Genomic DNA, 11,259 nt, shown 5'->3' on the forward strand with positions numbered 1-11,259 from the left:
ATGGGCATGTCGCTGCTGCTGCAGACGCTGGCCATGATGATCTGGAAGCCGACCTACAAGTCCTTCCCCACCCTGCTGCCCGACGAACCGTTCGACCTGTACGGCGCCAGCATCAACGTCACGCAAATCGTGATCCTGGTGGTGACGGCGCTCACGCTGGCGGGCCTGATGCTGCTCGTGCACCGCACCCGATTGGGCCGCGCGATGCGCGCCACGGCCGAGAACCCGCGCGTCGCCCAGTTGATGGGCGTGCAGCCCGACCGCGTGATCTCGGCCACCTTCGCCATCGGTGCCGCGCTGGCCGCGCTGGCCGGCGTGATGTGGGCCGCCAACTACGGCTCGGTGCAGCACACCATGGGCTTTCTGCCCGGGCTCAAGGCCTTCACGGCTGCCGTGCTGGGTGGCGTCGGCAACCTGGCCGGCGCGATGGTGGGCGGCGTGCTGCTGGGTCTGATCGAAACCCTCGGCGCCGGCTACATCGGTGAGCTCACCGGTGGCGTGCTGGGCAGCCAGTACCAAGACATCTTTGCGTTTCTCGTGCTCATCCTGATGCTCACGCTGCGCCCGCAAGGTCTGCTGGGCGAGCGCGTGGCCGACCGCGCCTGATCGCCTTCGACTGCCCCATGCAGAACCATCGCCTTCCGACCTTCCTGCTGAGCGCCCTCGCCCTGCTGTTCACGCCTCTGTTGGCTCAGCATTTCGGCTTGGCCTGGGTACGCATCATCGACCTCGCCCTGCTTTACGTGCTGCTGGCGCTGGGGCTCAACGTGGTGGTGGGTTACGCCGGCCTGCTCGACCTGGGCTACATCGCGTTCTACGCGCTGGGCGCCTACCTGTTCGCGCTGCTGGCGTCGCCGCACCTCACCGAGACCTTCCCGGCCATCGCGGCGCACTTCCCCAACGGCCTGCACATCTCGGCCTGGGCCGTGATCCCGCTGGGGGCCGGGCTGGCCGCGATCGCGGGGGTGTTGCTCGGCGCGCCCACGCTCAAGCTGCGCGGCGACTACCTGGCCATCGTCACGCTGGGCTTTGGCGAGATCATCCGCGTCTTCATGACCAACCTCGATGCGCCGGTCAACCTCACCAACGGGCCCAAGGGCATCGACCAGATCGACAGCCTGCGCGTCGGCGCGCTCGACCTGGGCCACCCGATCAAGGTGGGCGGCTTCGAGCTGGCCTCGGTGACGCTGTACTACTACCTCTTCCTGGCGCTGGTGGTGCTGAGCGTGGTGCTGAGCCTGCGCCTGCAGCGCTCGCGCATCGGCCGCGCCTGGATGGCCATTCGTGAAGACGAGATCGCCGCCAAGGCCATGGGCCTCAACACGCGCAACCTCAAGCTGCTGGCCTTCGGCATGGGCGCCACCTTCGGCGGCATGGCGGGCGTGCTGTTCGCGGCGTTTCAAGGCTTTGTGTCGCCGGAGTCGTTCACGCTGCAGGAGTCGGTGATGGTGATCGCGATGATCGTGCTCGGCGGCCTGGGCCACGTGCCCGGCGTGATCCTGGGCGCCTTCGTGCTGGCCGCCCTGCCCGAGGTGCTGCGCTACGTCGGCGGGCCGCTGCAAGACCTGTCAGGCGGCCGCATCGACGCCGCCATCCTGCGCCAACTGCTGGTGGCGCTGGCGATGATCGTGGTGATGCTGCTGCGTCCGCGTGGCCTGTGGCCGTCGCCCGAGCATGCAGCCCAGCCCACGGCGGGAGCCTCGCGATGAGCGCGCTGCTGCTCGACGTGCAGGGCGTCTCGAAGCGCTTCGGCGGCGTCCAGGCCCTCAACGACGTGAGCCTGCAAGTGCACAAGGGCCAGGTCTACGGCCTGATCGGCCCCAACGGCGCGGGCAAGACCACCTTCTTCAACGTCATCACCGGCCTGGTGCCGCCCGACTCGGGTCGCTTCGAGCTCGGCGGGCGCGCCTACAAGCCCAGCGCCGTGCACCGCGTGGCCCAGGCGGGCATTGCGCGCACCTTCCAGAACATCCGTTTGTTCGGCCAGATGACCGCGCTTGAAAACGTGATGGTCGGCCGCCACGTACGCACCCGCGCCGGCCTGCTCGGTGCGGTGCTGCGCACGCCGGGCTTCAAGCGCGAAGAAACGCAGACGGTGGAGCGCGCCCAGGGCCTGCTCGAACTGGTCGGGCTCGGCAACCAGGCCGCGCAAGCCGCGCACACCTTGAGCTACGGCGACCAGCGCCGGCTGGAGATCGCCCGCGCCCTGGCCACCGAGCCCAAGCTGATCGCGCTCGACGAACCCGCGGCCGGCATGAACGCCACCGAAAAGCTGCAACTGCGTGACCTGATCGAAGCCATTCGCGACCAGGGCAAGACGGTGCTGATCATCGAGCACGATGTGAAGCTGGTGATGGGCCTGTGCGACCGCGTGACCGTGCTCGACCAGGGCCAACGCATCGCCGAAGGTACGCCGGCCGAGATCCAGCGCAACCAGCAGGTGATCGAGGCCTATCTGGGCAGCGCGCACCAGCCGTATGAAGCCGAGCACGAGGGCCCGATCGGCGACCCGCTAGTCGGCGACGACGCCCCCAACCCGGAGCCTGCCTCGTGAGCGCCGCCCCCCTGCTTGATGTGCGCGACCTGCGCGTGGCCTACGGCGGCATCCAGGCCGTGCAGGGCGTGAGCCTGCGGCTCTACCCCGGAGAACTCGTTTGCCTGATCGGCGCAAACGGCGCGGGCAAGAGCACCACGCTCAAGGCCATCACCGGCCTGCTCAAGCCGCAAGCCGGCGAAGTGCATTTCGACGGCCAGCGCGTCGACACCGGCGCCGCCTGGCAGCGCGTGACGCAAGGGCTGGTGATGGTGCCCGAGGGCCGCGGCATCTTCGCGCGCATGACCATCGAAGAGAACCTGCGCATGGGCGCCTACCTGCGCGACGATGCCGAGGCCATCGAGGCTGACATCGAAGCGGTCTACGCGCGATTCCCGCGCCTGAAAGAACGCCATCGCCAGCTCGCCGGCACCTTGTCGGGCGGCGAGCAGCAGATGCTGGCGATGGGCCGCGCGCTGCTGGCCCGCCCCCGGCTGCTGCTGCTCGACGAGCCCTCGATGGGGCTGTCGCCGATCATGGTCGACAAGATCTTCGAGGTGGTGGCGGATATCGCCGCCCAGGGCGTGACGGTGCTGCTGGTCGAGCAGAACGCCCACCGCGCCTTGCAGATGGCGCAGCGCGGTTATGTGATGGACACCGGCCGCATCACCCTCGAAGGGCCGGCGCAACAGCTGCTGGACGACCCCAAGGTGCGCGAGGCTTACCTGGGGCTTTGATCGCGCCGGGGCCCGGGCGCCGACTGTGCCATTTTGGGTCAGTAGTTCGCCTGTTGCCCCGCACCAGCGGGCGTTCCACGATGCTGGGTTCCTTTGGAGTCCGCGATCATGACCAGCCCCAGCCACCCCGCCAGCATCTACGACCAAGACCTGCCCCGCAACGAGGCCAACCACAGCGCGCTGTCGCCGCTGGTGTTCATCGAACGCGCGGCGCGCGTCTACCCGGACCGCCTCTCGATCGTGCACGGAGCGCTGCGCCACACCTGGGCGCAGACCTACCAGCGCAGCCGCCAGCTCGCCAGCGCCCTGCACAGCCACGGCATCGGCAAGAACGACACGGTGGCCGTGATGCTGCCCAACACGCCGCCGATGGTGGAGGCGCACTTCGGTATCCCGATGGCGGGCGCGGTGCTCAACACGCTCAACACCCGGCTCGACGCCGAGGCGCTGGCCTTCATGCTCGACCACGGCGAGGCCAAGGCCATCCTGGTGGACCGCGAATTCGCCCCCGTGGTGGCCCGCGCCATCGCGCTGCGCACCAGCCAGGCGCCGCTGCTGGTGATCGACGTGTTCGACACGCTCTACTCGGGCACCAACGAGCGCATCGGCAGCATCGAATACGAGGCCTTCATCGCGCAAGGCGACGCCAGCTTTGAATGGCAACTGCCGGCCGACGAGTGGGACGCCATCGCGCTCAACTACACCTCGGGCACCACCGGCAACCCCAAGGGCGTGGTCTACCACCACCGCGGCGCGGCCACCAACGCGGTGTCGAACATCCTCGAGTGGGACATGCCCAAGCACGCCGTCTACCTCTGGACGCTGCCGATGTTCCACTGCAACGGCTGGTGCTTCCCGTGGACGGTGGCGGCGCGCGCCGGCGTGAACGTGTGCCTGCGCAAGGTCGACGCCCTGGCCGTGTTCGACGCCGTGCGCAACCACGGCGTCACGCACCTGTGCGGCGCCCCGATCGTCTACAACACGCTGATCGCCGCGCCCGACGCCGTCAAGCAAGGCATCAACCATCAGGTCAAGGCCATGGTGGCCGGCGCCGCGCCCCCGGCCGCGATGATCGAGGGCATGGAAGCCCTGGGCTTCGACATCACCCACGTCTACGGCCTCACCGAGGTCTACGGCCCGGCCTCGGTGTGCGCCAAGCACGAGGCCTGGCAGCAGCTCGACGTGAGCGAGCGCGCCCGCCTCAACGCGCGCCAGGGCGTCAACTACCACCTGCAGCGCGCCGTGACGGTGCTCGACCCCATCACGATGCAACCGGTGCCGGCCGATGGCGAAACCATGGGCGAGATCATGTTCCGCGGCAACATCACGATGAAGGGCTATCTGAAGAACCCATCGGCCACGCAGGCGGCGTTCAAGGGCGGCTGGTTCCACACCGGCGACCTGGCCGTGATGTACCCCGATGGCTACGTGAAGATCAAGGACCGCAGCAAGGACATCATCATCTCGGGCGGCGAGAACATCTCGTCCATCGAGGTTGAAGACGTGCTCTACCGCCACCCCGCCGTGATGGCCGTGGCCGTGGTGGCCAAGCCCGACGACAAATGGGGCGAAACGCCCTGCGCCTTCGTCGAGCTCAAGCCCGGCGTTCAACTCGCGCCCGATGAGCTGATGGCGTTCTGCAAGCAGCACCTCGCCGGCTTCAAGGTGCCGCGCGCCATCGTCTTCGGCGAGCTGCCGAAAACGTCCACCGGCAAGATCCAGAAGTTCGAGCTGCGCAAGCGCGCGGGCTCGGCCGATGCCATCAACCCCTGAGCGACCGCACCGAAGGACTGGCATGACCCTCATCGTTCAAGGCGGCAAAGTGCACCTCGTTGACGAGGGCCGCGGCACCCCCACGCTCTTTCTGCACGGCAACCCCGATTCGGCGGACGTGTGGCGCGGCGTGATCGCCGACATGAAAGGCGAATACCGCTGCCTGGCCCCCGACCTGCCCGGCTTCGGCCGCTCCGAGGCACTGGCCAACTTCGACCCCTCGGCCGACGGCGTGGCGCGCTGGGTGGACGACCTCGTCACCGCCATCGGCATCACGGAGCCGCTCAACCTGGTGGTGCACGACTTCGGCGGGCCCTTCGGGCTGGCGTGGGCCGTCAAGCATCCGCACAAGGTCAGGAGCATCGCCGTGCTCAACACCGTGTTCCACGGCAGCTACCGCTGGCACTTCTGGGGCCGCGTCTGGCGCACGCCGATCCTGGGCGAGCTGAGCATGCTGTTGATGAGCCGCTTCGCCCTGCGCCAGGAAATGCGCCGCGGCTCGCCCTCGCTGACCAACGCGCAGATCGACGAAGCCTACGCGCTGATGTCCCCGGCGATGAAGCAGACGGTGCTCAAGCTCTACCGCGCCACCGACCCCGCCAAGCTGGGCGACTGGGAGCAGCGCCTGCTGGCCGTGACCGCGCGAGTGCCGACCATCGTGGTGTGGGGCGATCTCGACCCATACATCAGCCGCCACTACGCCGACCGCTTCGGCGCCCGCCGCGTGCTGCACTTCAAGCAATGGGGCCACTGGATGCAGATGGAGTCGCCGCACGAGGTGGCCGACGAACTGCTGGCGTTCTTCGGCGAGCACGCCGCGCCGATGCGCAAGACGGGTTGACCCGCGCCGCTTCGGCGCCCCGATCAGCCACGGGAGCGTGAAATGGCTGGCAGAGGCCCGCCTTCTTCAAATTGTCATGAAGCACGCGGCGGCGTAATCTTGGCGATCTGACCAACCTTGCCTGATCGTCATGGACAAGACCACGCCCCCACGCCGCACCCCTCGCGCCAGCCAGACCACCAGCCCGCCGCTCGCGCCCACCGCTCGCGCCAAGCCGGTCCGCAAGACGCGAGCCGCCGCGCGGCGCACCAGCGCCGGCGACATTGCCCCGTCAAGCAGCAAGCAGGGCATCGAGCACTACGTGGCGCAGCAGGCGACGGAGTCCGCCCAGCTCGCCAAGGTCGCGGCCCTGCACGACATCGTGAAACAGACGCCCCCCACCGAGCTGGCTCGCGCGCTGGAGGCCGTGCTCAAAGGCTCCTCGCCCGACGACGCCGAAGTCCTGCGCAAGGCGCTGCTCGGCAAGCTCGACACGACCACGCCCAAGGTCAACCCCGACGAAGAGCTGGCCCCGCAGTGGCGCGACGCGACGACGTACCCGTACAAGAACCTGATGTCGCGCAAGGCCTACGAGAAGCAGAAGTACCGCCTGCAGGTGGAGCTGCTCAAGTTGCAGATGTGGGTCAAGCAGACCGGGCAGAAGGTGGTGATCCTGTTCGAGGGGCGCGACGCCGCCGGCAAGGGCGGCACGATCAAGCGCCTGATGGAGCACCTCAACCCGCGCGGCGCCCGCGTGGTCGCCCTTGAAAAGCCCAGCGAGGTCGAACGCGGCCAGTGGTACTTCCAGCGCTACGTGCAGCACCTGCCCACGGCCGGCGAGATCGTGCTGTTCGACCGCAGCTGGTACAACCGCGCCGGCGTCGAACGCGTGATGGGGTTTTGCACCGACGCCGAATACCAGGAGTTCATGCGCCAGGCGCCCGAGTTCGAGCGCAACCTCGTGCGCTCGGGCGTGCACCTCGTGAAGTTCTGGTTCTCGGTGAGCCAGAAAGAGCAGCGCCGCCGCTTCAAGGAGCGCGAGACCCACCCGCTCAAGCAATGGAAGCTGTCGCCCATCGACAAGGCCTCGCTCGACAAGTGGGACGACTACACCCGCGCCAAGGAAGCCATGTTCTTCCACACCGACACGGCCGATTCGCCCTGGACGGTGATCAAGAGCGATTGCAAGAAGCGCGCACGCTTGAACGGCATGCGCTACCTGCTGCACAAGCTGCCCTACGCCAACAAGGATCTGACCAACGTGCCGCAGCCCGACCCGCTGCTGGTGGGGCGCGCCAACGTGGTCTACGAACGCGGCGAGACGCCGGCGGTGACGCACGACGAAGCCTGACGCGGCCGGCAGCGGTGCCTATGATGGCGCCCCTATGAAACGCACCGTCGCACTCGTCACGCTGGCCGCGCTGGCCTTGTCCGCACTCGTGGTCTGGCTGGGCGGCGGGCGCGCGCCCGACGGCAACGCGCCGCCCTGGCAAGTCCGCACCTTCGACGATGGCGGCAGCGAGGTCATGGGCTTGCGCCTCGGCCCGCGCGCCAGCACCCTGGGCGACGCACAGCAGCAACTCGGCGGCAGGCAAGGCGAGCTGCAGGTGGCGGTCATCGCCAGTGCCGGCGAGCCCGGCGCGCTGGAGGCCTACCAGGACAACGCCTCGGTGGGCGGCATCACCGGCAAGCTCATCGTCAACGTGGCACTCGACGCCGCCGAGATCGAGCGACTCAAGCGGCTCGCCGTCAAGTCCGAACCGCTCGAGAGCGGCGGGCGGCGCTACAACCTGCCCGTCACCGAACGAACCGCGCTGCTGTCACGGCCGATTGCCGGCCTGACCTTCATCCCGTCCGCCCAACTCGACGAGGCGATGGTCTCGCAGCGCTTCGGCCGCCCGGCCCGGCGCATCCGCGGCAACGACCACCTCGAGTACTGGCTCTACCCCGGCATCGGCCTGAGCCTGGCACTCGACACCCGGGGCAGGGAGGTGCTGCAGTACGTGGCGCCCCGATCCTTCAGCCAATTGAGCGGCCCGCTGCTCGCGGCACCCGTTGCCACACCCGGTATGCAAAACGCGCCGGCGGCGCGCTGATTCCACCTGAACGCGGGGCGTCCGCCTCTTTATCGGGCCGTCGTCGCGCGCGGCTCTTGACGCTGCCGCGGTCATGCCTCGACCATCGGCGGCATGCACAACCCGCTCAATTCAGGAGGAACCATGAATCCGTTTACCGCTGTTCGCGTCACGTCGCTGGCCTCGGCCATCGCGCTGGCGATGGTCGCCACCGCCGCGCACGCCAACGATCCGATCTTGATGAGTTCGAGCGCCTCGCTGTCGAACCTGAGCTATCAGCTGATCGACCTCGATCCCACCGACGGCGTCACACCCTGGGTGCAGTTCTCCGTCAACGGCACCCTTGATCCGGGCTACTACTCGGGCAGCCCCAATGCCGTGTCCTTTGCCTTGCCGACCAACAGCTTCCTGCCCGCGCAGTCCACCACGGCCACGGCAGTCAACGGATCAGCGCAAGCCACCGCGGGCCCCAGCCAGCTGCAAACAGCCTCGTCGGTGTCATTGAGCCAGGTCACGCCCATCCGTTCGCCCATGACGTCGGTGGGCAACGGCGCCACGGGCGCGTTGTCGAGCCTGACCGACCCCGAAACCGGCACCCCGGTGACGCCGGCCATCACGCTGTCTGCCAACACCCTGCTGATCATCAGAGGCTCGGCGAGCGTTCAAATGACGCGCGATCTGTCGTTCTTGCAGACCGCGCTCGATGCCTCGACAGCCGACTGGATGAACGTCACCGCGTACCAAAACGCGGGCGTGTCGGTTTCGCTGTCGCATCAAGGCACGTCGGCCGACGGCGCATCATCGAGCAGTACCTACAGCGACTTCAACGTGTACCCGCCCATCGACGCGAGCTTGAATGTCACGCTGTATCGCGGCGGCGACCCGTCGCAATTGCCGCTCACGCTGAACTACTCGACCAGCGCCACGCCCTTTGCCGTGCAGTGGGCCAACACGGGTTCGAGCAGCGCCACGGCCGATCTGTCGGTCACGGCAGGCAGCAGCACCTACCTGGAGGCCGTGCCGACGTACATCTCGCAGCCGCCCATCCCCGAGCCCTCGACCTACGTCTTGACGGGGCTGGGCCTGATGGCCGCGGCACGCGTGGCGCGGCGGCTCAGGCGGCAACCGACCGCGGGCCTCGCTGGTTGAGCACCGCGTCGCTGGCCGCCACCGGGTTGCCGGTGCGCTTGAAGACGTCCAGCCACAGCTGGTAACCGCGCACCTCGCCCTCGTCCCACGGGTGATAGCCCGGCACGAAGTAGCGCAGGAAGGGCAGCGTCAGCGGCATCAGCAGGCCGCCCGGCTTGAGCAGCCACCAGAAGCCCTTGATGTTGAGCTTGACGCGCGCCCAGAAGCCGAAGCCGTCGGCCTTGAGCATCTTGTGCATGAAGTAGCCGATGGTGGCCGGGAACATGATGGACGTCTCGATCAGCGTCAGCGTGCGACGCAGGTAGCCCACCTTGGCGTACTGCTGCATCACGTCGTAGGCCACGCCCTTGTGCTCGACCTCTTCGAGCGCGTGCCAGGTGTAGAGCGCGCGCAAACGCGGGTCGGCCTTGTCGAACACTTCCTTGCGGCCGAAGATCATGAAGGCGCCGATGGCCGTGAAGTGCTCGAGCGCGGCGGTTTGCGCCAGCGTCCACTCGCGCGAGCGGCGTCCGCGCATGTAGTCGAACAGCAGCCATTCGAGCGACTTGGTCAGGCCGTCCACATCGATGCCCTGCTCGCGCAGGCGGTCGTTGTACTGGTTGTGCACCATGCTGTGCTGCGCTTCTTGCCGGTTGAAGCTCTTGATGTCGTCGATCAGCTGCTTGTCCTGGATGCGATCGCGGAAGTCGCGCACGCAAGTCATGAAGAAGCGCTCGCCCGGCGGAAAGATGAGCGACATGGCGTCGAACATGCGGGTCTTGAACGGATCGCCATCGAACCAGTATTGGGGGATCGCGCGGTTGCCCAGATCGAAGTCGAGACGCTCACGCGGAACGATGGGGTGATGCTCTTGATTCGGTTTCATGTCGGGGCCACTTTTTGTGAATCTGGATTAAGAAATCGGATGCTGCGGCACGCACTGTAGGCAGCCGCCGACCCGATCTCTAGGATCGGTCGTGACAGCGGGTATGAATTGACGACAGCCCCGCCTAGGGTTTTCCTGCCACGGCGGGATGGCCTGCCGCGAGCCCGCTCAAAAAGTGTCGACCAACCCGGACTGCACCGCGCTTTCGGGGTTGGAGCCGGCCGCGCGCACGCGGTCGAGCGCGTCAAGCTTGGGCAGGCCGAGGCGCTTGAGCAGGCAGGCCGCCACGGTGCCGGTGCGGCCCATGCCGGCGGCGCAGTGCAGCAGCACGACCTCGCCGCGCTGCAGCTCGTCGGCCACGCCTTCGATTGAGGCGCGAAACAGATCCGCCTGCGCCGCCAACCCGAAGTTGCGCATCGGGATGTGGTTGAAGCGAAACGGCAGCTCGCCGGCGCGAATGGCGGCGTGGTAGGCCGGCGAGAGCTCGGCCACCTCGGTGAGCGGGTTGAGGCAGACCACCGCCGTCAGGCCCACGCGGCGAGCCTCCGACAAGAAATCGGGCCACGGCTCCAGTCGCCCCGGCATGGACGACAGCCACAAGGCGCCTTGGGCGGTGGGCGGCAAGGCGAGCGAGCGAAAAGTGCAGGTCGGCATGCCCCGGATTCTGCGCTCAAGCGGGCAAGCGCCGGGCGGGGCGACGCGGGGCGATTCGCCGTGACAAGCGCGTCATCTTGGCGATCGCGTGCGTTCTGCACACCGCCAAGGCGCCGTCGCGCGTAACCGCCCTTGGCGGCCCGAGCACCGCCGGCGTATGGTGGCCTCAAACGCGGAGGGCCATGCCGCGCAAGGCCCATCTTTCGCCGAACAACGAGGTGACGCACATGCATGCAGAGTTCCAGATGGCCGCGGACTCGACCGGCGCCGGCGCGGCAAGCAGCGCCGCCGCCACGTCGGTGCGGCTGACGCAATGGCAGCTGCTTACCGAACACCTGGCCGGCGTGCTCTACGCGCCATTGACCTGCGGCGACGCCGCCGCGCAGCTCGCGCAATGCGCCGGCATGCTCAAGCGGCTGGCGCACGAAGACCCCGACCTGGCGATCTTTCTGGTCGTCAGCGACCACCCCGACAAGCTCGCCCGCTACAGCGTGGCCCATGCGCTGCACACCGCCACCCTGGTGAGCGTGATCGCCCGCCGCAAGGACTGGCCCGCCGCGACCGAGCTGCGCGGCATCCAGGCGGCGCTGTCGATGAACATCTCGATGACGCACATTCAGGACGAACTGGCCCAGCAGTCGGCACCGCTGTCG

The 11,259-nt window shown here is 67.9% G+C and carries 11 protein-coding genes and 1 pseudogene; 10 read left to right on the plus strand and 2 right to left on the minus strand.

Annotation, left to right across the window (positions count from 1 at the left end; translation table 11 throughout):
• From ACE3SS_RS13255 to ACE3SS_RS13295, 9 genes are all read left to right on the plus strand, one after another.
• On the plus strand, positions 1-606 hold a 606-nt coding region (locus ACE3SS_RS13255; RefSeq protein WP_374594689.1), incomplete at its 5' end, for a branched-chain amino acid ABC transporter permease.
• Positions 607-623: 17 nt separating this feature from the next.
• Entirely contained in the window at positions 624-1,709 is a 1,086-nt protein-coding gene (locus ACE3SS_RS13260; RefSeq protein ID WP_374594691.1) for a branched-chain amino acid ABC transporter permease, read from the plus strand.
• The gene (locus ACE3SS_RS13265) at positions 1,706-2,554 is read left to right on the plus strand and encodes an ABC transporter ATP-binding protein (protein ID WP_374594693.1); all 849 of its coding nucleotides are present in this window, start codon (positions 1,706-1,708) and stop codon (positions 2,552-2,554) included. Before ACE3SS_RS13260 ends, ACE3SS_RS13265 begins: the two co-directional genes overlap by 4 nt.
• A gap of 11 nt (positions 2,555-2,565) precedes the next feature.
• Positions 2,566-3,270, plus strand: coding sequence for an ABC transporter ATP-binding protein (locus ACE3SS_RS13270; RefSeq protein ID WP_374594709.1), 705 nt, complete (start codon positions 2,566-2,568; stop codon positions 3,268-3,270).
• Between the two features lie 108 nt (positions 3,271-3,378).
• A complete protein-coding gene (locus ACE3SS_RS13275) occupies positions 3,379-5,043 on the plus strand; it encodes an acyl-CoA synthetase (RefSeq protein WP_374594695.1) in 1,665 nt (554 codons plus the stop codon).
• A 22-nt stretch (positions 5,044-5,065) separates the two neighbouring features.
• Positions 5,066-5,884, plus strand: coding sequence for an alpha/beta fold hydrolase (locus ACE3SS_RS13280; RefSeq protein ID WP_374594697.1), 819 nt, complete (start codon positions 5,066-5,068; stop codon positions 5,882-5,884).
• A gap of 130 nt (positions 5,885-6,014) precedes the next feature.
• Complete coding sequence (gene ppk2 / locus ACE3SS_RS13285) at positions 6,015-7,214, plus strand: polyphosphate kinase 2 (RefSeq protein ID WP_374594699.1); 1,200 nt, start codon at positions 6,015-6,017, stop codon at positions 7,212-7,214.
• A gap of 34 nt (positions 7,215-7,248) precedes the next feature.
• Positions 7,249-7,959, plus strand: a complete 711-nt coding sequence (locus ACE3SS_RS13290; RefSeq protein WP_374594701.1) for a hypothetical protein — start codon at positions 7,249-7,251, stop codon at positions 7,957-7,959.
• Between the two features lie 123 nt (positions 7,960-8,082).
• Positions 8,083-9,087, plus strand: coding sequence for a PEP-CTERM sorting domain-containing protein (locus ACE3SS_RS13295; protein WP_374594703.1), 1,005 nt, complete (start codon positions 8,083-8,085; stop codon positions 9,085-9,087).
• Here the strand turns inward: ACE3SS_RS13295 and ACE3SS_RS13300 are convergent.
• Positions 9,053-9,952, minus strand: a complete 900-nt coding sequence (locus ACE3SS_RS13300) for a metal-dependent hydrolase (protein ID WP_374594705.1) — start codon at positions 9,950-9,952, stop codon at positions 9,053-9,055. The two genes, ACE3SS_RS13295 and ACE3SS_RS13300, sit on opposite strands and share 35 nt — an antisense overlap.
• Before the next feature lie 168 nt (positions 9,953-10,120).
• Positions 10,121-10,606: a tyrosine-protein phosphatase gene (locus ACE3SS_RS13305; protein WP_374594707.1), complete on the minus strand. Its 486-nt coding sequence runs from the start codon at positions 10,604-10,606 to the stop codon at positions 10,121-10,123.
• 182 nt (positions 10,607-10,788) lie between these two features.
• Here ACE3SS_RS13305 and ACE3SS_RS13310 point away from each other — a divergent pair.
• Positions 10,789-11,259: pseudogene (locus tag ACE3SS_RS13310) on the plus strand (hypothetical protein); the annotation flags it as partial.

It is taken from the genome of Aquabacterium sp. (assembly GCF_041915145.1).
In the GTDB taxonomy this organism is placed as follows: domain Bacteria; phylum Pseudomonadota; class Gammaproteobacteria; order Burkholderiales; family Burkholderiaceae_C; genus Aquabacterium.

Excerpts from the sequence above, each read along its gene's own strand:
- ACE3SS_RS13260 (WP_374594691.1), top strand. The coding sequence starts at position 624 with ATGCAGAACCATCGCCTTCCGACCTTCCTGCTGAGCGCCCTCGCCCTG.
- ACE3SS_RS13275 (WP_374594695.1), top strand. The coding sequence starts at position 3,379 with ATGACCAGCCCCAGCCACCCCGCCAGCATCTACGACCAAGACCTGCCC.
- ppk2 (WP_374594699.1), top strand. The coding sequence starts at position 6,015 with ATGGACAAGACCACGCCCCCACGCCGCACCCCTCGCGCCAGCCAGACC.
- ACE3SS_RS13290 (WP_374594701.1), top strand. The coding sequence starts at position 7,249 with ATGAAACGCACCGTCGCACTCGTCACGCTGGCCGCGCTGGCCTTGTCC.
- ACE3SS_RS13295 (WP_374594703.1), top strand. The coding sequence starts at position 8,083 with ATGAATCCGTTTACCGCTGTTCGCGTCACGTCGCTGGCCTCGGCCATC.
- ACE3SS_RS13280 (WP_374594697.1), top strand. The coding sequence starts at position 5,066 with ATGACCCTCATCGTTCAAGGCGGCAAAGTGCACCTCGTTGACGAGGGC.
- ACE3SS_RS13305 (WP_374594707.1), bottom strand. The coding sequence starts at position 10,606 with ATGCCGACCTGCACTTTTCGCTCGCTCGCCTTGCCGCCCACCGCCCAA.
- ACE3SS_RS13300 (WP_374594705.1), bottom strand. The coding sequence starts at position 9,952 with ATGAAACCGAATCAAGAGCATCACCCCATCGTTCCGCGTGAGCGTCTC.
- ACE3SS_RS13265 (WP_374594693.1), top strand. The coding sequence starts at position 1,706 with ATGAGCGCGCTGCTGCTCGACGTGCAGGGCGTCTCGAAGCGCTTCGGC.